Source organism: Acinetobacter sp. TW_SC_4 (genome assembly GCF_054861205.1).
The window spans coordinates 2848745-2870482 of record NZ_CM142174.1; the positions used below are offsets into that span (position 1 = coordinate 2848745).

Sequence of the window (21738 nt, forward strand, 5' to 3'; positions counted from 1 at the left end):
TTCTTTTTAAAAATCATATGAAAAAAATTAATAAATCTTGCCTAATATGTTTCTCAAATAACAACAATATACGACAGGCTATTACAAACTTAAGGTTTGTCCTTGAATCTATCGAAGAATTAGAACATATAGCTCTTTGGTCAAGGCTAGCCTCAGCATTAACAGATATCAAATTTGACAGTTATGAACATCAAGAACTAGAAACTTATCTATGCGATCTATATGAATTCAACAGAGAAGATGATAAATATTATGAAAAGTATATGCTGGAACTTACGCGCTTCATGTATTTATATAACATTCTAGAATACATAGCTCCTAAAAAAGAAAATCAATATCAACCTGACATACCTAAGTTCAGAAACAATATAGAAAAATACTCAATAGATAGCTATCCAATATATACGGAAAAATATTGTGAAAAATACATAGCTGTTATAAAAAGAGGATTACAGCTAAATTACTTAAACGATCAAAAGATTGAAAAATTTATTAATAATAAGGAAGCCTCAAATCATGTATCAACATCTTTTTATCTTTTGACAAATATTAGAAACTTATTAGCTCATGGTAAAATAAAAGTAGTTCCCAATCCGGATTTTACAGGAGATCATGAAGAAGCCTTATACTTTTCAACTCTCTTTAGAGCCTCCACAATTATTGTAGTCATTTATATTCAATTATATATTTTAAATAATTATAAAAAATTTAATTCAGAGCATATTAATGCTTACCGCTCTGATTATGACATTTTTCCATTAGATGAAAAATTTATAAGTCTGATTAAGACTAATCATTTACTATCAAATTCTCCCCTAATAAGTTTAGGGATTCTTGAAGAAGAAAATACTTTTGACGAAGTGAATCACTATTTAGTAACTCAGTAATGAATCTAATACTAGAATCAATTGCTATAGGCATATCCCTATATATTTCATATACTCACCCTAACAACACTCAACAAGAAAGAAGCGCATGAAATTTCAAACACTCATTATGACGACTCTTGCGGGTATCGCACTTACAGCATGTACATCTCAACCCACCATTCCACAACTGGAACTGGGTGTATTACAGGAAGTACAAAATCTCGAAGTTATTCCAGAAACAACCAACAATAAGGCGAAACTGACCAAATTCCTCGACAAATGCGTGATTGAATTTACTGGCGACATCGGCAACAACCGTTCAGTTGAACAATGGTCATTTAAAGGACTGACCCTGATTGATGCCGGTTCAGCCACTTTCCAACGCGACGGAACCAGCACAGCACAAAAATTTGACCTGCATGATGCGGCGGTACAAAAGAACTTTGTGACTCTGCGCAATCATTTTGCTAAAGATGCCCTGACACAATGTGACTAAATAGATCGCCCTGTTTTTTTGAAAATGGGGCTATTTATTTGAATGAATAGAAATTTAATCTTTCTTCTGATTTGACCTATTTCTTCTTCCCCTTAAAAATTATAAAATCCTCGCATCATACTACGCTGAACCTATACTCTCTTCACAGCTTATTCATTGTTTTTGGCTGATTATCCGTTACACTGAAAACCAAACTCAGACCGCTCTTTGACGAATTCGAGGTCGATCCATAATGAATATCAAAACCCCAATTATTTTAACGACAGCTTTAATGTTCTGCGCACCTGTATTTGCACAGACCGAAACCACTCAGACCACCAAACCGATTGCGCCTTATGGTGAGAATCCGAACCTGCTGCATGTGTTTGCCTATAAAGCACAGGAAGGTGTCATCAATACCGCTGAAAAAGTAGGTGAAGTCACTGAAAAAGGCATTGCCAAAATCAAACCGGGTGTAGACCGTGCCTGGGGCAATACCAAGTCTGTGGCATCAGATACCATCCAGAAAGTAGATGAGGGTGCGACTCAGGCAGCACAGCAAACGGGTCAGAAAATTCAGCAAACTCGGGAAGTCTGGCGCGGCAATTCACAACAGGCGCCGATCGTGCAGCAACCTTTGAGTCAGCCATCTACCGCAACTCAAAATTCATCGGTATCACAACCCCAATCAAGTTCCGATGCAGCGACCAGTTATGCAGTAGATGATCTCTAAATCATCGCATTGAAAAAAGCCCATTACGGGCTTTTTCTTTTAAGCATTGAAGATAGTTGAGCCTTTCTTTAGACTGAGCTCAAATAAAATCATGAGAAGATAATAAAAATGAGAAAAATTCTTTTCAGCTTTATCGTCGGCATTCTGTGTGGCGTAGCCATCCTGTACATCACTTTACTGGTTTCAGGTGAAACCGTGACCTCAATTGCTGCGATTGATGATGAATTATCTTCCATCCCGAGCCTGTCTAGGGCTGCCTCTTATAACCACAAAACCGAAGGCGAAAAAATCCAGCATATTCAAAACCTTGATCAAGCATAATTTAGACCCGCCTCTGGCAATAATGCCGACCTGTATCGGATCAAGGATATGTGTAAATTAAGAATCGGGGCTCAGGGAGATGATATTTATAGCTATCGAACTACCTATTTCTCGCAGAATCATCTGATTTATATGTTTGAAACCCATTATCGAACATCTTATGACAAGCGTCCCGATGAACGGGTACCCGAATTTAAGCGCGTCTATCAGGAAATTATATTTAACCCCCGGTCTGCACTGGTTCAGAGTGAATTTTTAAAACTATTAGATAAATATATTACGCCAGAAAACCGAAAAAAATGCTGATCGAATTCGATCAGCATTTAGTTTTTATTTAATAATTTTTAATTTACCTGACGGATGGGCTGACCTTGCTTAAAGGCTGCTACATTTTCCACCATCTGATCCACAATGCGTTGACGCGCATCGACACTGCCCCAGGCATTGTGCGGTGTAACAATCAGGTTAGAAATTGAGGCGTCGAGCAATACATTGCCCTCTTTCGGAGGCTCCACGGTAAGCACATCCGTCGCAGCACCGGCAATTTTGCCTTCGCGTAAGGCCTGAGCCAACGCCTGTTCATCGACAATTCCACCACGTGCACAGTTAATTAAAAATGCGCTTGGTTTCATCGCATCCAGTTCAGCATGACTGATTAAATGACGGGTATCTTCCGTTAAAGGGCAATGTAGGCTTAAAAAATCCACTTGTGGCAATAAATCGGCAAATGGAATACGTGAGTCATCTGCCGGACGGTTGGGCAAAGCGGCAACTAATACTTTCATGCCAAAGGCTTCTGCCAGTCTGGCAACAGCATGACCTAGTTCACCATAACCAACAATACCTAAGGTCTTACCTGCCAATTCTACAATTGGCGCACCTAATAGACAGAACTGGCTGGCCTTTTGCCATTCACCCTGCTGTACTGCACGCTGATAAGTCAGAAATGAAGTGGCCAGAGTGAGCATCAGCATAAGGGTATGCTGAGCGACAGCAGAGGTACCATAAGCCTGACAGTTACACACCACAATACCACGTGCCTTGGCCGCAGCCAGATCGACATTATTAGTGCCTGTGGCAGAAATCAGGATCAGTTTCAGTTGAGGACATTGCTGGATGGTTGCCGCGTCAATCATGACTTTGTTGGTAATGATGACATCGACATCGGCCACAAGGGACTGAATCTCTGTAGCCGATGTGGCCGGGTATAAGAGCAGCTGATCAAATACTGCATGAAGTGCCTGAAAGTCCAAATCCTGTTGGTCTAAAGAAGCATAATCTAAATAAGCGGCTTTCATGGCGCTACCCTCAACCTTGTTTGACAATTTATTTTGATTGCCATTTAAAACAAGTCCTGCAGGGTTTTCAAGCAACTTACTGTCAGAAGTGGTTAATCTACAGACTTATCAATATGGTTACGCAAAGAACGGCGCACCTTATAAATCACATATACACTGAGAAAGATCAGAAAAATAAGAGAAGAACTGAGCAAGATCATTGCAGGATGCACACTTTCCGCGTGTGCAAAATTAGGCAGCATCAGTCCAAGAATAAAACAAATACTCGTAACTCGTATGGATTGCATATATTTACTCCCTTGTCATATAAACAACCGGGAGCGGTGTGACTATTTATCATACCGCCTAAGACCATATTAGCCTTTAGCAAACATAAGTCAAGTATTTGTTTTTTAGAAAAATTTTTCGTTAGTTCATTTCACTTCGTGTCACAAACTGTGTATTTTTGTCACTTGCGTCAACGAAACCGGAAGCGCCGTATTCATCTGTATGCAAATTTAGATGCTTATAGCTGAACATATAAAAATCAGCATAGCGTTTCATGATAATCGGATGCATGCCTACATTTAATTCATCCTGCTCCTTGACCAGTTTCATGATATGCCGGTCATTCATCACTACTAGATAGCGCTCATCATTTAGGTTAATGGTCAGCAAGCCATTACCTTTGGCATAAATCGGAATCAGGAATTTATGGTTCAGTGCAATCGCATCACCGGTATAGCTTTCGATCTTGTTGCTGATGACATTAAAGACCAGCGCATGACCATAGGCATCCAGCAATAACTGACGCTTTTCCTGCGGCAGATTGACGTGAATCCCAAGCTTGAGCAGATCCTGCTGATCGACCTGTTTATTACTCAGCAATTCACGCAAAATCACCTGTTTTTGCGCTGCATCAAAAAACTGGGTATCCAGCAGCAGATCATTATTTTTCAGGATACGTCCTAAAGCAAAACGATGCCTCGGCAAGATATTCTCAATCACCTTGCGATAATAGAACTTGCTGTTTTTCTTGACCCGACGCATTTTCTGGTAGAAATAACTTTCATCATATTCATGCAATAAAAAGTCATACAGCAGCTCGGAGCTGGCCAGAACAGCGATGGCATCATGGCCAGTAAATGGCAGATGCAGTACATGATGCTGCGGAAGTACGGCTTCCAGTTTCAGGTAATGTGCCCGGTCTTCGGTACAATACGGGTCATAAACCAGAATATATTCCCGTTCCGGACTGACATCTTCTGCCTCAATCCGCATGCCCTCATTTAGCTCGGGCTGGTAAAACATGTTGTAGCGGGCATCTTCGACATCTTCCGGATCGATCGAATATTGCGGCACCATCGCGACCACACGCTGAACATTCAGCAGATTGGAATATTTAATCGCGGCATAGCCACCCATAGAACCACCATAGGCAATGCGCTGCTGAAACGGCGCAATCAGCTCAGCAATCGCTTGCAACATGTTCCACATGGAACTTTTGGGAAACCAGGATTTCTGTTTGGGCATGATTCCCAAAACATTAAATTCAAATTTCGCTAATGATTTTTCGGCATTGATGCTCAAGCCCTTGGCACGGGTAATCAAATCTCCAAATGAAAAAATCAATTCTGAAGATGACCCCGGCATAAAAATTGCGCGTATATGCTCATCTTCAAAAACAATCTGCTTATCCATAACTTTCCCGTGCTGGTGAATCTAACTTTTCGGCAACAATTCACTCAATGAATAGGGCCGAAAAAGTGAATATGCTATTTTATATCGATGAAAAAGATTAAAAAGCGCAAAATATGACACAATCACTGCATCCTGCAGCTCAACAGGGGTTTAGTGCAGCGGCTGAGCTTTATCAGCAGGTACGCCCTGACTATCCGGCAGATCTTAGCCCATGGCTTGCCGAGACACTGTCATTGCCTGTAGATGCAGATCTTGTCGATTTGGGAACAGGAACAGGTAAATTTATTCCCTATTTGCTTCCACTCAGCAGCCACATCACCGCCATTGATCCTGTCCCTGAAATGCTGGCCCAGTTAAAACTGGCACATCCGGATATTCATACCCTAGAAGGGATGAGCCACCAGCTTCCCCTGCCCGATCATAGCGTGAATGCCGTGTTTTGTGCACAGTCATTTCACTGGTTTTCCAATCTGGAAACCTTAAAGGAGCTAGATCGGGTACTTAAACCTCAAGGCTTTCTGGTACTGGTCTGGAACCAACGAGATATTACAGTCGACTGGGTCAAAGCCCTGGCAGATTATATTGCACCACTGGAAGGCGATACACCACGCTATCATAGTGGTGCCTGGCGTAAAGTATTTGAAGAACAGAATCTCTTTCAGCCTTATGCTGAAACGCAAATGCGCCAGCTGCAGCATGGCCCTGTCGAGCAGGTAGTTTCCAAACGCTTATTGTCAACCAGCTTTATTGCCGCACTACCAAAAGAACAGCAACAGCAGCTCAAGCAGCAATTCGAACAAATTATCAAAAACTATACGGACAAGGGTGCAGAAGATATGATTAATTTCCCTTATATTACCTATGTTTATGTATTCAAGAAAAATAATTAGGAACAGGATTCAATCATGCACACCATTCAATTGATGTCACGAACTGCACTTTTCACTGCTGCCATGTTTTTGATGGCCTGTGACCAGAAAAGTTCACAATCTGTAGAACAGCAAGCAACAGAAGACTCTGCATCAGAGGAAATCATGCAGGAATTGAAAACTGGACCCGTGAAAAACTTCCCTAAAACGGAAGATGATCCCCATGATATTGCTGTCTTGAATGACTATGAAGAACGTTTTCAGGAAATGAGCGCGGATCTGGAAGCTGAGCTCAATGGCATGCGCAATGATGACAATCTGACTCCGGAATTTGTCCAGCAACGTCAACGCGATCATGTCCAGTCTTCGCTAAATATGCTCAAAGATCTGGAGCTGAAAACTGAACAGGGCCGTTATATTCAGGGTTTAATGTATCAATACTGGGAACATCAGGAAAAACTGGTGAATAGTTCGAAATCTCAGGTCACTACTGTGAATGAAGCCAGTGAAAATGTAAAAGGTCTAGGCAAATATCTACATGCCCAGGAGCAACTGGAACGCTGGCGTTCGCAATATCCAGAGATGACTACCGCAAATAAAGCCCCAGCACAATAAATAATACAGTTCAGGAAGCAGACGCTTCCTGAAATTTTATATGCAGTTCTAAGATTTAACTTTCACTTTCTGAAGAATGCGTATTATTGAGCTTGAACCAGATAGTGCTGCACCCCTTCTGCGGCTGCACGTCCAGTGGCAAAACAGGCAGTGAGTAAATAGCCTCCTGTAGGCGCATCCCAGTCCAGCATCTCACCACATAAGAACACATGGGGATTGGATTTAAGCTGAAACTGCTCTGACAGAACCTCGCGTTTAACCCCACCTGCACAGCTAATCGCTTCCTGCATAGGACGGAAACCTGTTAATAATATTTTTAGATGCTTCACTTGCTGTGCTAGCTCAGCTGCTTCTTGCCAAAGTGGTTTTGGTACCAGTTCACGCACTAGAGCAGCTTTTGCGCCCTCTAAGCCTGCTTTGCGCCAGATATTATTCAAAGACTGTTTTTTACTTGGCTGTAATTTTTTAGCTAATTGTTCTACGGTTTGATCCGGAAAAAGATCCAGATTCAGCTGCATTGGCTGCCCCTGTTTCAGCTGTTGACGCAGCCCCCGGCCTTGTTTATAGATCAGACCACTTTCCAGACCATAGTGACTGATCACAATATCACCCATAGTCTTGTCACCGCCATCAACCCAAGCTTCGACCCGTTTCAGTGGCTGACCGAATACAGGTTGCATAAACTTGGACCATGGATATTCCACACCCGCATTACTGGCTTGGAAAGGTTCAATCTCGCTGCAATCAAGCCATGCTCGCCATTTGCCATCACTGCCGAGTTTTGACCATGACACTGCACCACAAGCCAAAACAATCGCATCAAAGTTTTCTGTGAATGTGCGATCATTTTTCAAATCATGAATCTGCAGCTGATGATTTTTTAGATCTAGAATTTGATGGCGATAATGAAACTGGATGTCATGCTCGGTCAGACGTTTTAGCCAGGCACGCAATAGTGGAGCGGCCTTCATTTCTGTAGGAAAAACTCGACCTGAAGAACCAATATAAGGTTCAATACCAAGATCTCTCATCCAGTTTTGAATCCATACGGCATCCCAACGTTTGATCCAAGGCGCTAACCAGTCCACTTGATCATAACGTTGCACAAACTGTTCGACTAGCTCGGCATGGGAAATATTTAGACCAGTTTTCCCAGCCATTAGGAATTTGCGTGCAGCCGAAGGCTTTTGTTCAAAAACATGCACCTCATAATCAGACTGACTCAGAACTTCTGCAGCCATCAAGCCTGCCGGGCCAGCACCCACAATTGCAATGCGCTTCGTCATGGCTTATTCCGCTGAACTCGTATTCTGCCCTTGTAGCGGCTGAAACTCATCAAAACGCGTTGTATAGCCTTCCGGTTTACTAATAATCAATTGCTGGCACAACTCACCACGTTCTAGATATTTAATTTCAAAATGAGTTCTTGCCGAGTCTTGGCCAATGACTTCTTTAACGAAAGGCAATTTCCACAGATTTTGAACCTGCTGCTCTGCCTCCTCAATATATTCAGGAATATTACTCGCTAAAGTGATCGTGCCACCAGTTTTTAAACGCGATAATAAAAACTCAAAAAATGGCATATTCAGCCAGCGCTGTGCCGGGTTATGCGGCTCAGGGTTCGGATATAAAATAAAGAACTGTTCGACTTGCGCTGGATAGAGAGCATGCACAATCCAAGGCAAGGCATCAGCATGAACCGTTTGTAAATTCGGCTGTCCTTCCAGCGCATGCTGTTTTTGCATGGCCAAAAATTTCTCTCGAGTTCGCTCGATCGCAATCAGCTTGCTGTTCGGATTGGTCTGAGTGAAGAGCAAAGCATGTTTACCTTTGCCCGCACCGATTTCCACACAAACCGGTTCAAAACTGATACTTTGGAAATCACGAGGCGCATGCATACGCTGTGCTTGAAATTGACGAATCGACATAATCAGATCAAACTAATAAAAACTGTATAAGTCTAACAAGTGCAGTTATATTTGCCTAATCGAAGCTTTATTTTTCTAGGGAGTGCGCTGATGTCGACCACTTTAAAATGTCCACGCTGTGGCAAACTGACCACTTGGGAAAATAATGAATTTCGCCCTTTCTGCTCGGAACGATGCAAAATGATTGACCTTGGCGCTTGGGCCAGCGAAGAATACAAACTGCCAACCCAAGATGCTCCAGCGGTTGAATCTTCTGAAGAAGACTGAACCTTTTAGAAGATCCTATCACATTAAGCATATCCTAAATAATTACATGATTTTTATAAAAGGCTTGTAGAAACCCAACACAAGTTAACAGCACATATGCCAGTTTAATACTATGTTCTTACGCAGAAATATCACATTATTTTAGAGCAAGAATATGGGCTACATTATTCTAAAGATTATTTTAATTGGGGTAGGAATACTTGCGATATTGTCATTAGGAATAGGCATTTTCCAACAGGATGGCTTATTTATTGTTGTTGGAATTCTCCTTGCCATTATGACTTGGCTGATCTACGCACAAACCCGTCAGTCTTTAAATAATCCTTTTAACAAATAAAAAGACCAGCTAGGCTGATCTTTTTATCTACTTTAACCCGCTTTTCCTGCAACGAAAGGGTTATGCTGCTTTTCAAAACCAATATTGCTGATCGGACCATGTCCTGAAATAAATTGGGTTTCATCCGGCAGGCTAAAACATTCGCGCTGGATTGAATCGATTAACTGCTGGTGATCGCCACGCGGGAAATCTGTCCGCCCAATTGAACCTTTAAACAGTACATCCCCTGTCCATAACAAAGCATGATTCTTGTTATAGAACATTACATGACCTGGAGTATGGCCTGGGGCAAAACGTACTTCAAACTCTTCATCACCCAGCTTGAGAACTTCTCCACCTTCCAGCCATTGCGTGACTTCTACTTTTTCCGGAATCGGAAAGCCATAACGGGCAGACACTTCCTGAATCATATCCAGCCAGAATGCATCGTCCTTATGCGGACCAATCACCGGCACATCCCAAACTTTTTTTAAAGCACCAACTGCTCCAGCATGATCGAGATGACCATGAGTCAGCCATAAAGCCTTGACTGTTAAGCCCAGTGCTTCTACTTCCGCTTTTAATTTCTCAGGTTCGCCCCCTGCATCAATCAAAACAGCCTCTTTACTGTCACTATCCCAAAGAATCGAGCAGTTTTGCTGAAATGCAGTCACAGGAACAATTTTGACTTGTAACATAGGATAAGAAACCTCAAAAGATTAATGGGCAAGCGTCTGATTCAATGCTTCAAGATTAGCCTGTAACAGCGTATTGAGCAATTGCACATGATCTTCACGGTTGTTCAAAGCCGGAATATAACTGTAGCTTTCCCCGCCATTGGCCTTGAAGGTCTCCCCATTTTCCATGGCCAGCTCTTCCAGTGTTTCCAGACAGTCAGCCGAAAAAGCCGGACTCATCACCTGAATTGATTTCACGCCCTGTTTGCCCCACTCTTCAATTAAGGCATCCGTATAAGGCTTAACCCACTCCTGTTTACCAAACCGGGACTGGAAACTAATTGCATATTGATCTTCAGATAGACCTAAAGCTTCTGCAACCAGTTTGCCTGTGATCCGGCAACGATCCGCATAAGGATCACCTTTATCGGCATAGGGCTGCGGGATACCATGAAATGACATCAACAGTTTTTCTGGCTGCCCATGAATCGCCTGATAATCCCGAACACTTTGTGCCAGTGACTGGATAAATAAAGGATGCTGATAATAATCGCGGATAATCGACAGACCAGGTAGATTGCGCTGTTTCAGCACCCATTTTGCGACCGCATCATACAGAGGTGCGGTAGAAGTCGCTGAATACTGGGGGAATAACGGAAACAGAATAATATGATCTTGCGGTTGAGCCGAAATCTGATCAAGAACAGCCTGAATATTGGGATTGCCATAGGTCATGGCAGGTACCACATTCAGTTCAAATTGCGGATATTGTTCAATGAGCTTAGCCTTTACTTGACTTACCTGCTGCAGCAGAATCTCACGCATCGGTGAATCCTGGCCCCAGACCTGTGCATAGGCACGGGAAACCCGCTTAGGACGGAACGGTAAAATAAATAAACGCAGGATGAGTTGCCAGATTGGCTTGGGAATTTCAATGACACGCTGATCAGATAAAAACTGCTTCAGGAAATCGCGTACTGCCGGCACAGTCGGTGCATCAGGTGTGCCTAAATTTGCCAATATAATCGTAACTTTCGGTTTAGCTGTAGAAAACATGCAGTACGCCCGTCGTAGTATCAACCTGCTTACTTTAACAGCTTTTTACTTATTCTCTATATGGATTAATACACTGACTTATATTGAAAAGTACGATCTTTATCCAGCAAGTTACTGTCTAGCAGCTTCTGTGCCTTAGGCGTAATCTGCCAAAGCAGACGTTGGCGGTCATCACGGCCCGACGGTATAATCCAGTCATTCTGGCGCATTTGCAATTTCAGGCTATGCAGGGCACGGATATTAATCTGGGCACGGGCTACAGCATGCGCGCGCGGCATTTCCGCTCGTGCATCTGCCAGACCGGTTTCATTCAAATACTCATTCATACGCTTGGAGAAAAATTCCTCCGGCGTTGGATTAATGAATGTAGAACCAAGAATAGCCAGCAATTGTGCCCAGGTCAGTCTTTTCTCAACTTTCAGCTCTTTAAAGTTACCATCCTGATAAGCATGCATACGGTATTCGAAAGAGAAAACTTCATGCATAGACACTTTCGGCAGGCTCAGGAAAGGATCCACTTCACGTGTCCCCCCATCGCGTTCCAGTTGGGCCACTTTGGCTTTGAGCTGGTCAATCTCGTCATGCAAGGCTTGAGTATTCTGCGGACGTACCCAGCCACTTACCGGATAGCGTTCCAGCATTTGCGGCATGTTCAAACGTACCGCCATTTCCAGATCACGCAAGGTGCGATAGCAAAAGACCTGATCAGCTTCCTGCTGCAATAACTGACGAAATTCTTTAAATTTTTCTTGTAATTCAGGTTTCGTATCGTGCAATGAAGGATCACGTGAAGCCGGATCTTCATGCATAAATACAATAATCGGTTTCTGCTTGGTCACAGCATAAATATATTCCAGGTGCATATAACCCACACCGGAAACCGACTGCTCACCATACTGGCTACCCAGCAGAATCACCACATAATCACAGTCATCAATCTGGCGACGCGCAAATGCAGTATTTAAAGGAGTGCGTTGTTCCAGCCCCCAGGAAAAGAAACCCATGCCGACCAAAGTTTGTGACAAGATGATCCGCTCTGGCTGCATTTCTGCACCAGAGGTGGAGATAAACACCTGATAACGTTTATCGAGCATTGATTATCCTCTTTTACTGCGCATTGATCTGGCCGGCTACACCCTGCCCTGACACAATATGACGACCCCAGTATAAAAATATATCTTTGAAAATTATAAGATGAGTGATGGTCGCCTAGCTGACTTCTGTCTCCATATTGCTGACCTGCCATTTAATATCGGCTGGAATCAGATGCCCTAAAATCGGCTGGAGCTGTTCAGCATTTTGACCACTAACCACAAGTCGGATTTTCAGACTGTCCTTGCACTCATGTTCAAATAATAACCCATTTTTAATCAAAATTCGGGCCGTTTGTCTCGCAACCGCGAATCCTGAGTCAATTAATGTCAGCTTTTGACCAAAAATATACTGAATTGACGATTTTAGGAAGGGGTAATGTGTACATCCTAGCACTAAATAATCAGCACCCTGATCAACAACCGGTTGTAAAATCTGAGTTAATGTCGCTAGACACTCAGGACTCATCTGTTGGCCGGCTTCTACAAAAGGCACCAGATCCAGACAGGTCACCGGAATCACTTTGACCTTTGCCGGCTCGGCAAAACGGGTCATGACATCCTTAATCAGCTGGCCACGAAAGGTTGCAGGTGTGGCCAGAACGGCCACCGTTTTGGATTGGGTATTGAGGACTGCAGGTTTTAGCGCTGGCACCAGACCAATGATCGGAAAGTTTTCACCGTAATGCTCACGTAAATAATCCAGGCTAAAAGCAGAAGCGGTATTACAGGCGACGACTGCAACTTTACAGCCTTCACGATACAGCCATTCAATCGCTCGCGCAGTCAGGTCACGGATTTCCTGATCTTTACGCGGTCCGTAAGGTACGTAAGCCGTGTCGGCATAATAAACAAAGCGCTCATTGGGCAAATACCGGGCAATTTCCAAAGCAACCGATAACCCTCCTACACCAGAATCAAAGATCCCGATAGGTGCATCAGCACTGGCTTTAGGCATGGGATCTACTAAGGGATAAATCGGTTGGATAGCGCTCATAACGTTGCTAGTTGCTTGTTTCAAATGACCTTGCGACAAAGCTTAAACCTCAGGTGCTTAAATGCAAGTCTAAATCACCACTTTTCAAGCTTAAAACCGTCTCTCCAGCAGCATTTTCACCGAGCTCGCCCATCTCCACCAGATGTAAAAAAGCAGCCCGCTGAATCAGCGCATTGATTCCAAAACGGACATGCACATAAGGACGCAATTCATCCTGATACTGACGCATAAAGATAGGATGTTCGCTATCGACAATAATGATGTCCTGAGTTGTGGTGGTTAATTGCAGGTAAGTCTTGCCTTCAATCTCGACCTGATCCACCTGATTCACAAACAAAGGTTCATCTTCGACCTCGATTTCAATCATTTCAACCGGCGTTTTTAGATAGAATTTTCCTTCTTCTTTCCAGAGTACCGTTGAAAACAGGTCTATCATCGGCTGACGCTTAATCAATTGACCTTCGTGCCACCATTCTCCATTGGCCAAAACCTTGAGATCCATTGCCCCACAATGCTTTGGCTGCCATTGATCCAAAGGCGGGATTGACCTTTTGTGACTGCCCTGTGCATCTTTTAAGTATTGTGCGATATCCATTAAATTTTTATCATCGCTAGAAGCTACTTTTTTCGTCGGATTTTTCTCGGGTGCTGACTTATTCATATAAAGAAGACCTTGATGACGGAAAAATAATATGTTTCAGCCAATTGGCTTAACCTGGGTTTAAAACTATACTAGCCCAGATGCTTAAAGACACTACTATTTTTGTGTCTAGGAATTCAGAACACTCATGGCAGCACCCAATCATCCGATTATGGTTGCCACCGAATAGAAATATGAGGAGTCCTACATGGAACACATCGAACGTGAATCGATGGAGTTTGACGTTGTGATCGTAGGTGCGGGTCCTGCCGGCCTGTCTGCTGCAATCAAGATCCGTCAACTTGCAATTGAAAACAATTTAAATGATCTGTCCGTTTGTGTCGTAGAAAAAGGCTCCGAAGTCGGTGCACATATTCTTTCAGGTGCTGTGCTTGAACCACGTGCCATGAACGAGCTGTTCCCGAACTGGAAAGAAGAAGGTGCGCCTTTAAATGTGCCAGTCACAGAAGATAAAACTTTCTTCCTTCTTTCAGATGAAAAATCACAAGAAGCCCCGCACTGGATGGTGCCGAAAACCATGCACAATGATGGCAACTATGTCATCTCTCTGGGCAACGTGGTGCGCTGGTTAGGCCAGAAAGCTGAAGAGCTGGAAGTATCGATCTTCCCGGGCTTTGCTGCTTCAGAAATTCTGTATCATGAAGATGGTACGGTGAAAGGTATCCAAACCGGTGACATGGGGATTGGTAAAGATGGCGAACCAACACATAACTTTGCGCCAGGTTATGAGTTGCATGCCAAATACACCATTTTTGCTGAAGGCTGTCGCGGTCACTTAGGCAAACGTCTAATCCAGAAATTCAATCTGGACAAAGATGCTGATCCACAGCACTACGGTATCGGCATTAAAGAACTCTGGGAAATTGATCCTGCCAAGCATAAACCAGGCCTGGTAATGCACGGTGCTGGCTGGCCTTTATCTGAAACTGGTTCTTCAGGTGGCTGGTGGTTATACCATGCTGAAAATAACCAGGTGACGTTAGGCATGATTGTGGATCTTTCTTATGAAAATCCACACATGTATCCATTCATGGAAATGCAGCGCTGGAAAACCCATCCTCTGATTAAACAGTACTTGGAAGGCGGTAAGCGTATTTCTTATGGTGCGCGTGCGGTAACTAAAGGTGGCTTTAACTCTCTGCCGAAATTCACCTTCCCGGGTGGTTCACTCATTGGTGATGATGCGGGCTTCCTGAACTTTGCCAAGATCAAAGGCTCACATACTGCCATGAAATCCGGCATGCTCTGCGGTGAAGCGGTATTTGAAGCGATTGCTGCCGGTGTGGAAAAAGGTGGTGACCTGGCGATTGCACGTGTGACTGAAGGTGAAGACTTCTTTGTAAAAGAGTTGACTGCTTATCCAGACAAGTTCAACAACAGCTGGCTGAAAGAAGAGTTATATAGCGCACGTAACTTTGGCCCGGCAATGCACAAGTTCGGTCAATGGATGGGTGGTGCATTCAACTTCATCGACCAGAACGTGTTTAAAGTGCCATTCACCCTGCATGATCTGGTGCCAGACTTTAAAACTCTGAAAACGGTTGATGCAGTGAACTTCAAGCCGAACTATCCAAAACCGGATGGCAAGCTGACCTTTGACCGTCTGTCTTCTGTGTTTGTATCGAATACGGTGCATGAAGAAAACCAGCCTGCGCATTTAAAACTGACCGATGCTTCGATTCCAGTAGATGTCAACTTGCCAAAATGGGATGAGCCTGCACAGCGCTACTGCCCGGCGGGTGTTTACGAAATCATGGAGAATGATGACGGTTCAAAACGTTTCCAGATCAATGCAGCGAACTGTGTGCACTGCAAGACCTGTGACATCAAAGATCCATCTCAGAATATCACCTGGGTAACACCGGAAGGTGGCGGTGGTCCGAACTACCCGAATATGTAATACTTAGTTAGCTTGCATAAGCCTCTAAAATAATTAATTACTTTAGAGGCTTTTTTTATATTTATAAGATTATGAAATAAACATCATTAAATTTTTTTGTGCAAGAAAAAATTAGTATTTAATAGATTTAAATATTTTATCTGCATCATGGCGCTGCCAAATATGAAATAGGCTGTTATGGGTACCATTCATAGCTTTTAATATTTCTGCTTGGGTTTGAACTGAGTTGTAACCTTCTATTTTTTTATTAAGAACCTCAAAAAATAATTTATCTGTATTATTTAATTCATTCGGTATATCAATAATGTCTTTTATTGTTTGCACAGTCCAGATTGGTTGAGGGAGTAAATCTTCCTCATAAACCATAATAGATATCCTTACTATGTCTATATAAGGTATTTTTATTATTACATCATCTATATTTACACCCACAATCTGATCATGCTCTAGGCTAAAATTTTTAATTTTAGTTTTATAATTATTCGCATCTAAATTTTTATTAGCTTCTTTTCTTACTAACCTTTTAAAAAACTTAAACATACAGGCTACCTACTGGAATTAAAATAAAGTCCATTCTGTAAAAGCTTCCAACTCTTCATCATAAGCTTCAACTAATTTATATGCTCCATACCCTCCCGCTAGACTGCCAATTATTACACCTACTGTTGAACATATGGGAGACCCGGGGCCACAAATTCCTCCTGCAATCGCGCCGCTCACAGCGCCAGCTGCCACTCCTGAGCCTATGGTTGCGACTTCTTTATAAAATTCCTTTTCTTTATTCTCAGCTGAATAAATCTCATACCAAGCATAGGAAATTGAAATAACTACAATTACTCTGCCTAGTGGTTTCATATACTTTGCTGCTTTATCAAAGGTTCCATGGGATGACCCTGATCCTTTAACTACACTATAAAAAACTTTATTTTTATCTGCTGTTGAAAGCGCCTGAAAATATGAATTTCTTGTACCTATTGATGCTTTTACATAATTATCCAAGGTTTGTCTTGACTGATCTTTCAGTTTTTTCCATTTATCAGGATCTTTTAATTTCAATGCATAATATTCTAAGAATTGATCTAAACTTTTAGCCGCTATTTTTTCTTTTTGTGATACTGCTAACGCGATTGGAGAATTCTTTTTCCTAGTCTGTTCTAAAATATCATTTCTTAATGTATGAGCCTCTTTCGAAGCGTCTTTTACAGTCATTCTTCTATTTTCGACATCCTTTAAGTAATCATGACTCATTTTTTTAATTGCTTTCATATAAGCAATTCTTAAGGAGCTATCATGATCTAAAAAGTTATTACTAAAGTAAAGTGCTGTACCATGTAAAGCTTCAAGTGCTATTTCTAATTCATTTTTAACTTTAACAGGTACTTTATTTGATTCTGCTTGTTTTGTTGTACCTGTAGTTGATTTTAATTTATATATCGATTTATTAAATTCGCCATTTTCTAGTGCGGGAACACGCACTCTGGCGATTTTTGAATTATTTAAAATTAACTCTATAAAGATTAAATCTAATTTATTGCAATTATAGATTTTGGTACAACCATTCGGATCAATTTTTCCTCCATAACTTTTTTGAGTTGTCGTATTTAGTAAGGTATAGCTTAATTTTGATAAAAGGTCTTTATTATCACAGAATACTTTTAAACGAGCCGTATAAGTCATTCTTCTAACTCCGATATCTCTGCATCATATTTATGCACCATAACCGTATATTTTTCTTCCTTATTTTCTGAAGTAACTCTAATAATTCCATCTTTGGGAATCTCTCCTGTTCGTACATTCTCCTTAGAATCGATAAGACTAAAAATTGGAGAGCTTTCTAATAATTTATTGTTTATTTTATGTCGCACATCGAACTCTAAAACATAGGAACTATTATGTGAGGCAGGGAGATAGGGAATATCATTTATTACCTTTTCCCCTGATAAAAATTGATGTTGTCCTGCCTTCATCTCAAACTGACCATCTGTCGTCGGCAAAATTCCGGCACTACTGATTTCAATTTGAGAACCGCCCGCAGTTAAAACAATTTCCTTCGCTGCTGTAATTTCGATCTGATCTTCAGTAGAAACAACTTTGATACCTTTACGCGCATTAATATCCATCCCATCATTTTGCGCCTGTAGTTCAACTTTGCCTTTTGCGGCATAAGCTCTTAAGCCTTGTTGGGCTGCAAACAGACTCACTTTAGAAGAGGCATGACCAATAATCTTTTTCTGCGAACTTAGGTTAATACTGTCCGCTGCCTGGTGGCTAATTTGACCTTCCGCAAACAAATGAATATCCTGCTGAGTACTCAGCGCAATGGATTTTGGTGCTGTCAGAATCATGATTGCCTGTTTAAAGGCAGCTGCTTTGTCTTGATCTTGCTGTTCAATTTGCTCAATAAAGCTTTTTAGGGTCTCAAAGATTTCAAGCGGATCAGTTTGCTGGTTTTTAGCAACATCACTCAGTGCTTGGCTCATCTGCAAGCCTGATTCAAGCTGGCTTTTCGCTGGTTCAGCATCCATATGTGAACCATCTGCAGCTTGCTGTTTATGAGCCGAAATCAATAACCCTTCACCTGCACGGACTGCACCTGATTGATCAGTTCTAAGTTCAAAACCTTCACCCCGCCCTTCACTTTCCGCCTGTTCTTTCGGATGACTCAAGTTACCCAGATTGAGCTGACTGGCAGCTTGATTACTATATAACTGTATACTGATCTGGCCAGTCGTATCATCAAAACGTAGCTGGTTAAAGCCTTGCCCCTGTACTTCTTGCGAGCGAATACCACTGAGTTTTTTGGTGTCTGGTAGTTGTCCTTTTTGATCAAACTTCGTCGGAGAACGCTGGCCTTCATGAATCCGACCTACCACAAAAGGCCGATCAATATTGCCATCGAAAAAGTCGACGGCCACAATTTCACCAATGCGTGGCAAGAAACGGACCCCATAACCTATACTTGCCCACGGGGTCAGAACATCTACCCAGGCTGAATCTGTATCACTGTCATTGCTGCCTGCGCCACCATCGTGAGCATGGTCATTCGGACGAGTGAACAGAAAACGGATTTTGATCCGCCCCCATTCATCCACATAAATTTCTTCATCTTCTGGCCCGACTACCTTGGCGCGTTGCGGATAGGCCTGTGGCCGCTGCAATAAAGGCTGGTATTCAGGGACCAAGTGGATATGGCGACGTTGTAAGACTAGCTGGTTGGCCTGACGCTCACCTGCGTCCTTGAATTCTGTCATCTTCCAGCAGCTTTGCTGAATTAAAGCATGGACCTGCTCATTTAAGTCTTTAGGCAAATTATTCTGGTTATAAAATTTCTTGGAGATGATTAAAAATTCTTTATCTACTGCTGGATGCTGGTCAATTTCAGGATGCTGATCCAGCCGAAACCAGTAACCCACTTGGGCATCACGTACTGTGGATGTTGCTAAAAATTGTTTGGCCTGTGCAGCATAGAAATGCTGCAAATTTTGGTTTATTTTTTCGATTTGTGCATCTGAGGCTGGGGTTGCCTGATCTGCATGCCTGAGATCAGTGACCCATGCCGGACTGATGTTCCAGGCCTGTTCCAATGCCAGGCTGGCATTATCCTGAACCTGACTCTGCTGGTGCTTGCTTTGTACTGAACCAACGCCTTCTTCCTGATTCAAGTGATCGGCATGCCAGCGCTGGATATGTACAGCGGTCGGCTGCAACTGTCGTTTTGCAATAATACTGGTAATGCTATCTTCTTGTTCAGTAGCACTGGAACGATGGAAACGGATCGCCCTGCGGCTTAAAGCTTGGTAGTGGCTATTATCATCAACTAATCTAAGCTTTTGCGCTGCAATCTGTGCAGATGAATGCACGACTATAAACTCAGACTCATCAATCAACCAGTTAATCCCTTCACTACGCCATAAACGGGTTAAAAAGTCATAGTCGCTTTCATTCAATTGCATAGTAAAAGGACGCACATCATAAGTTTGCTGCAAACCGGATAAATCCAGCTTGAGTGCAGCCGCAAACAATGGACTCTTACGCTGCCATTCTTTGAATAAGATTTCAGTAATCTCTCGGACACTTTTGTCCATGAACACACGACTATTACGGCGTTTATGCCATAGCGACGTTGCATCTTCTAGGATGAGTTTATAAAGCGTTAATGCGCCATCACTCTGTCCCTGAGTTGCTGCAGTAATAATTCCGGAACTGCGAAATAACTGTCTTTGATCCGTAACCTGATCTATCGCTACTTGAGTTCCAATAAATTCTTTAAGGGGAATCAAGGCATTAGTCGACACACAAATCAGCTCAATCTTTAGTCCCTGATTCAGGGCATGTTGGCCATCAATACGTTGCAGAAAAACTTCGGAATTAAGTTTTTGATGGGAAAACTGAACAAGCAAAGCACGCTTCTGTGCACTAAAACCCAATTGCTCTAATACTTGAGCGATATGATTTTTTATCATTTTTAATTGTTATAAATATTTTTACGGCATTATAGTGAATTATTTATATCCAGCCTAGGTTCATTGGTCTGGCCATGGTTCCGATTCATCACTGTAATTCTGGAAGAGGCTTGAATATCAAATTTTTTATTTTCTGAAAGTCAGGAATTTCAAGCCGATCAAGTATTCAAAAAAATAGTTTTTTTAATTTTAGGGTGTGTTGACACTTTTAGCTTAAAAAATAGCGAAGTAGTAAAATCAAATCGCCAAACCCAATTTTACTATTCGCTATGCCTCGTACCATGCTGACAGATCAACACTGGCAAAAGTTGAAAACTATTTTGCGTAATTTATCTATTCATCACAACTCAAACTTACGTAATTTTATTGAAGCTATTCTCTATAGAATTAGAACAGGCTGTCCGTGGCGAGATATTCCTTCCTATTTCGGTCAATCAAACTCTATTTTCAAACGTTTTAATCGTTGGTCAAGCAGTGGTAAGTTGCTTAGATTATTCAAATTATTAGCATCATGCCCCGATATGGAGTGGATTTTTATTGATGGCTCTCACGTACGTGCTCATCAACATTCTGCCGGTATAGCGAATCAATCCATTTCTAAAAGTGTAGGAGGAAACTCCTCAAAAATACATTTGATTGTTGATGCAAATGGCAATCCTGTTGATTTCATGATTACCGATGGAACCACACATGACGTCAAAGTTGCACCTGATTTAATATCAACATTAGACTTAAAAGAGACAAAAGTGGTCTGCGCAGATAAAGGCTATGATTCAGAACCACTGCGTGAACAGATCAGAAAAACAGGGACAAAAGCGAATATACCAAAGAAAATAAATAGCCAATCGAACAATGATCATATGGACTGGTATTTATATAAAATCAGGCATTTAGTTGAAAATATGTTTTGTAGATTAAAGCAATTTAGAGGAATAGCTACTCGATATGACAAGCTCAAAAGAAATTATCAAAGTTCTGTTGCCTTAGCCTGTATATTTTTATGGCTACCTTTATAGGTTTAATTATGAACAGTAAATGTCAACAGACCCTAATCTTTCAAAAATATGGGCAAATGAATCACTCATCTACCCAAAAAAATCTTTTAATCGCCTTTTTTCACCAGATAATGGAACTCTTTATTGCCATTTTCATCCAGACGCTCTTCTTGGAGCAGTAGTTCATGGCCGAGATGCATACAGAATTTTGGAATATCCCAAGAGGTCGAATTATCCGTAGCAAAAACTTCAACTACATCACCAGCTTTAGACTTACGGATGGCTTGATGCAACATCATGACTGGCTCAGGGCAGCGTAATCCACGGGTATTCAATTGCAGGCTTGGCGTAATTTCGGCTTCAGACATCGACAGACTCAGGAATTCAAGATCAGCCTTATTTTAGCATAAAGCGGCTATGGCATTGCAGCCCACGCTTTGAGCCAGTTCACAAAACCAGACTGACCCGTAAGATCAAGTCTGCGCAGCATAATTACAATAGACAAGCGTATTTTCTGCGGTATGATA

At 42.0% G+C, this 21738-nt stretch carries 24 protein-coding genes; 10 read left to right on the forward strand and 14 right to left on the reverse strand.

From position 1 onward, the window contains the following. Positions 1-17: 17 nt before the first annotated feature. The 4 genes from ACWM1W_RS13920 to ACWM1W_RS13935 all read left to right on the forward strand — a co-directional run bounded on the left by ACWM1W_RS13920 (position 18) and on the right by ACWM1W_RS13935 (position 2398). On the forward strand, positions 18-887 hold the full coding sequence (locus ACWM1W_RS13920; RefSeq protein WP_104426656.1) for a hypothetical protein: 870 nt from the start codon (positions 18-20) through the stop codon (positions 885-887). Between the two features lie 88 nt (positions 888-975). Continuing rightward, entirely contained in the window at positions 976-1365 is a 390-nt protein-coding gene (locus tag ACWM1W_RS13925; RefSeq protein WP_104426657.1) for a hypothetical protein, read from the forward strand. A gap of 232 nt (positions 1366-1597) precedes the next feature. Then, positions 1598-2077 carry a hypothetical protein gene (locus ACWM1W_RS13930; RefSeq protein WP_104426658.1) on the forward strand — a complete coding sequence of 160 codons (480 nt, stop codon included), beginning with the start codon at positions 1598-1600 and terminating at the stop codon, positions 2075-2077. 108 nt (positions 2078-2185) lie between these two features. Then, on the forward strand, positions 2186-2398 hold the full coding sequence (locus ACWM1W_RS13935) for a hypothetical protein (protein WP_228203548.1): 213 nt from the start codon (positions 2186-2188) through the stop codon (positions 2396-2398). 344 nt (positions 2399-2742) lie between these two features. Here ACWM1W_RS13935 and ACWM1W_RS13940 read toward each other — a convergent pair whose 3' ends face one another. From ACWM1W_RS13940 to ACWM1W_RS13950, 3 genes are all read right to left on the reverse strand, one after another. Continuing rightward, positions 2743-3696 (reverse strand): 2-hydroxyacid dehydrogenase, encoded by a 954-nt coding sequence (locus ACWM1W_RS13940; RefSeq protein ID WP_104426659.1) that lies wholly within the window; start codon positions 3694-3696, stop codon positions 2743-2745. A gap of 92 nt (positions 3697-3788) precedes the next feature. Next, a complete protein-coding gene (locus tag ACWM1W_RS13945) occupies positions 3789-3983 on the reverse strand; it encodes a hypothetical protein (protein ID WP_034169824.1) in 195 nt (64 codons plus the stop codon). Positions 3984-4104: 121 nt separating this feature from the next. Then, positions 4105-5376: a hypothetical protein gene (locus ACWM1W_RS13950; RefSeq protein WP_104426660.1), complete on the reverse strand. Its 1272-nt coding sequence runs from the start codon at positions 5374-5376 to the stop codon at positions 4105-4107. A 113-nt stretch (positions 5377-5489) separates the two neighbouring features. Here ACWM1W_RS13950 and ACWM1W_RS13955 point away from each other — a divergent pair, with 113 nt between their 5' ends. Both ACWM1W_RS13955 and ACWM1W_RS13960 read left to right on the forward strand, forming a co-directional pair. Continuing rightward, positions 5490-6266 carry a class I SAM-dependent methyltransferase gene (locus ACWM1W_RS13955; protein WP_104426661.1) on the forward strand — a complete coding sequence of 259 codons (777 nt, stop codon included), beginning with the start codon at positions 5490-5492 and terminating at the stop codon, positions 6264-6266. A 15-nt stretch (positions 6267-6281) separates the two neighbouring features. Beyond that, positions 6282-6860, forward strand: coding sequence for a hypothetical protein (locus tag ACWM1W_RS13960; RefSeq protein ID WP_104426662.1), 579 nt, complete (start codon positions 6282-6284; stop codon positions 6858-6860). A gap of 83 nt (positions 6861-6943) precedes the next feature. Here the strand turns inward: ACWM1W_RS13960 and ACWM1W_RS13965 are convergent, their stop codons facing one another. Together ACWM1W_RS13965 and ACWM1W_RS13970 are read right to left on the reverse strand one after the other, a co-directional pair. After that, positions 6944-8146 (reverse strand): TIGR03862 family flavoprotein, encoded by a 1203-nt coding sequence (locus ACWM1W_RS13965; RefSeq protein WP_461603273.1) that lies wholly within the window; start codon positions 8144-8146, stop codon positions 6944-6946. A gap of 3 nt (positions 8147-8149) precedes the next feature. Then, positions 8150-8794, reverse strand: coding sequence for a class I SAM-dependent methyltransferase (locus tag ACWM1W_RS13970; RefSeq protein ID WP_171284756.1), 645 nt, complete (start codon positions 8792-8794; stop codon positions 8150-8152). An 84-nt stretch (positions 8795-8878) separates the two neighbouring features. Here ACWM1W_RS13970 and ACWM1W_RS13975 point away from each other — a divergent pair, with 84 nt between their 5' ends. Beyond that, positions 8879-9055, forward strand: a complete 177-nt coding sequence (locus ACWM1W_RS13975) for a DNA gyrase inhibitor YacG (protein WP_104426665.1) — start codon at positions 8879-8881, stop codon at positions 9053-9055. Positions 9056-9209: 154 nt separating this feature from the next. Next, complete coding sequence (locus tag ACWM1W_RS13980; RefSeq protein ID WP_104426666.1) at positions 9210-9392, forward strand: hypothetical protein; 183 nt, start codon at positions 9210-9212, stop codon at positions 9390-9392. 32 nt (positions 9393-9424) lie between these two features. On the opposite strand, the gene ACWM1W_RS13985 is transcribed toward ACWM1W_RS13980, so the two are convergent. The 5 genes from ACWM1W_RS13985 to ACWM1W_RS14005 form a co-directional block, all read right to left on the reverse strand. Continuing rightward, positions 9425-10069: an MBL fold metallo-hydrolase gene (locus ACWM1W_RS13985; protein ID WP_208462492.1), complete on the reverse strand. Its 645-nt coding sequence runs from the start codon at positions 10067-10069 to the stop codon at positions 9425-9427. Positions 10070-10090: 21 nt separating this feature from the next. After that, complete coding sequence (gene hemH / locus ACWM1W_RS13990) at positions 10091-11104, reverse strand: ferrochelatase (RefSeq protein WP_004781761.1); 1014 nt, start codon at positions 11102-11104, stop codon at positions 10091-10093. 65 nt (positions 11105-11169) lie between these two features. Further along, the gene (locus tag ACWM1W_RS13995) at positions 11170-12198 is read right to left on the reverse strand and encodes a DUF4062 domain-containing protein (protein ID WP_004781759.1); all 1029 of its coding nucleotides are present in this window, start codon (positions 12196-12198) and stop codon (positions 11170-11172) included. Between the two features lie 115 nt (positions 12199-12313). Then, complete coding sequence (gene murI / locus ACWM1W_RS14000) at positions 12314-13192, reverse strand: glutamate racemase (protein ID WP_034169818.1); 879 nt, start codon at positions 13190-13192, stop codon at positions 12314-12316. A gap of 49 nt (positions 13193-13241) precedes the next feature. Next, entirely contained in the window at positions 13242-13853 is a 612-nt protein-coding gene (locus ACWM1W_RS14005; protein ID WP_004781755.1) for a DUF1285 domain-containing protein, read from the reverse strand. A 187-nt stretch (positions 13854-14040) separates the two neighbouring features. Between ACWM1W_RS14005 and ACWM1W_RS14010 the strand changes: the two genes are divergently transcribed. Next, complete coding sequence (locus tag ACWM1W_RS14010) at positions 14041-15753, forward strand: electron transfer flavoprotein-ubiquinone oxidoreductase (protein ID WP_004781753.1); 1713 nt, start codon at positions 14041-14043, stop codon at positions 15751-15753. A gap of 111 nt (positions 15754-15864) precedes the next feature. Here ACWM1W_RS14010 and ACWM1W_RS14015 read toward each other — a convergent pair whose 3' ends face one another. From ACWM1W_RS14015 to ACWM1W_RS14025, 3 genes are read right to left on the reverse strand one after another with little or no spacing between them, the layout of a single operon-like run. Then, positions 15865-16293, reverse strand: a complete 429-nt coding sequence (locus ACWM1W_RS14015) for a hypothetical protein (protein ID WP_004781752.1) — start codon at positions 16291-16293, stop codon at positions 15865-15867. A gap of 18 nt (positions 16294-16311) precedes the next feature. Then, positions 16312-17430, reverse strand: coding sequence for a thiamine pyrophosphate-dependent enzyme (locus ACWM1W_RS14020; protein WP_104426669.1), 1119 nt, complete (start codon positions 17428-17430; stop codon positions 16312-16314). After that, the gene (locus ACWM1W_RS14025; protein WP_461603274.1) at positions 17427-20216 is read right to left on the reverse strand and encodes a type VI secretion system Vgr family protein; all 2790 of its coding nucleotides are present in this window, start codon (positions 20214-20216) and stop codon (positions 17427-17429) included. Before ACWM1W_RS14025 ends, ACWM1W_RS14020 begins: the two co-directional genes overlap by 4 nt. A gap of 269 nt (positions 20217-20485) precedes the next feature. Between ACWM1W_RS14025 and ACWM1W_RS14030 the strand changes: the two genes are divergently transcribed. Continuing rightward, positions 20486-21232 carry an IS5 family transposase gene (locus tag ACWM1W_RS14030; RefSeq protein WP_261634917.1) on the forward strand — a complete coding sequence of 249 codons (747 nt, stop codon included), beginning with the start codon at positions 20486-20488 and terminating at the stop codon, positions 21230-21232. An 86-nt stretch (positions 21233-21318) separates the two neighbouring features. Here ACWM1W_RS14030 and tusA read toward each other — a convergent pair whose 3' ends face one another. After that, positions 21319-21579, reverse strand: coding sequence for a sulfurtransferase TusA (tusA, locus tag ACWM1W_RS14035; RefSeq protein ID WP_340810466.1), 261 nt, complete (start codon positions 21577-21579; stop codon positions 21319-21321). Positions 21580-21738 lie beyond the last annotated feature (159 nt).

Coding starts and splice junctions, on each gene's coding strand:
- ACWM1W_RS13920 (WP_104426656.1), top strand. CDS start 18: ATGAAAAAAATTAATAAATCTTGCCTAATATGTTTCTCAAATAACAAC.
- ACWM1W_RS13925 (WP_104426657.1), top strand. CDS start 976: ATGAAATTTCAAACACTCATTATGACGACTCTTGCGGGTATCGCACTT.
- ACWM1W_RS13930 (WP_104426658.1), top strand. CDS start 1,598: ATGAATATCAAAACCCCAATTATTTTAACGACAGCTTTAATGTTCTGC.
- ACWM1W_RS13935 (WP_228203548.1), top strand. CDS start 2,186: ATGAGAAAAATTCTTTTCAGCTTTATCGTCGGCATTCTGTGTGGCGTA.
- ACWM1W_RS13940 (WP_104426659.1), bottom strand. CDS start 3,696: ATGAAAGCCGCTTATTTAGATTATGCTTCTTTAGACCAACAGGATTTG.
- ACWM1W_RS13945 (WP_034169824.1), bottom strand. CDS start 3,983: ATGCAATCCATACGAGTTACGAGTATTTGTTTTATTCTTGGACTGATG.
- ACWM1W_RS13950 (WP_104426660.1), bottom strand. CDS start 5,376: ATGGATAAGCAGATTGTTTTTGAAGATGAGCATATACGCGCAATTTTT.
- ACWM1W_RS13955 (WP_104426661.1), top strand. CDS start 5,490: ATGACACAATCACTGCATCCTGCAGCTCAACAGGGGTTTAGTGCAGCG.
- ACWM1W_RS13960 (WP_104426662.1), top strand. CDS start 6,282: ATGCACACCATTCAATTGATGTCACGAACTGCACTTTTCACTGCTGCC.
- ACWM1W_RS13965 (WP_461603273.1), bottom strand. CDS start 8,146: ATGACGAAGCGCATTGCAATTGTGGGTGCTGGCCCGGCAGGCTTGATG.
- ACWM1W_RS13975 (WP_104426665.1), top strand. CDS start 8,879: ATGTCGACCACTTTAAAATGTCCACGCTGTGGCAAACTGACCACTTGG.
- ACWM1W_RS13980 (WP_104426666.1), top strand. CDS start 9,210: ATGGGCTACATTATTCTAAAGATTATTTTAATTGGGGTAGGAATACTT.
- ACWM1W_RS13985 (WP_208462492.1), bottom strand. CDS start 10,069: ATGTTACAAGTCAAAATTGTTCCTGTGACTGCATTTCAGCAAAACTGC.
- hemH (WP_004781761.1), bottom strand. CDS start 11,104: ATGTTTTCTACAGCTAAACCGAAAGTTACGATTATATTGGCAAATTTA.
- ACWM1W_RS13995 (WP_004781759.1), bottom strand. CDS start 12,198: ATGCTCGATAAACGTTATCAGGTGTTTATCTCCACCTCTGGTGCAGAA.
- murI (WP_034169818.1), bottom strand. CDS start 13,192: ATGAGCGCTATCCAACCGATTTATCCCTTAGTAGATCCCATGCCTAAA.
- ACWM1W_RS14005 (WP_004781755.1), bottom strand. CDS start 13,853: ATGAATAAGTCAGCACCCGAGAAAAATCCGACGAAAAAAGTAGCTTCT.
- ACWM1W_RS14010 (WP_004781753.1), top strand. CDS start 14,041: ATGGAACACATCGAACGTGAATCGATGGAGTTTGACGTTGTGATCGTA.
- ACWM1W_RS14015 (WP_004781752.1), bottom strand. CDS start 16,293: ATGTTTAAGTTTTTTAAAAGGTTAGTAAGAAAAGAAGCTAATAAAAAT.
- ACWM1W_RS14020 (WP_104426669.1), bottom strand. CDS start 17,430: ATGACTTATACGGCTCGTTTAAAAGTATTCTGTGATAATAAAGACCTT.
- ACWM1W_RS14025 (WP_461603274.1), bottom strand. CDS start 20,216: ATGATAAAAAATCATATCGCTCAAGTATTAGAGCAATTGGGTTTTAGT.
- ACWM1W_RS14030 (WP_261634917.1), top strand. CDS start 20,486: ATGCCTCGTACCATGCTGACAGATCAACACTGGCAAAAGTTGAAAACT.
- tusA (WP_340810466.1), bottom strand. CDS start 21,579: ATGTCTGAAGCCGAAATTACGCCAAGCCTGCAATTGAATACCCGTGGA.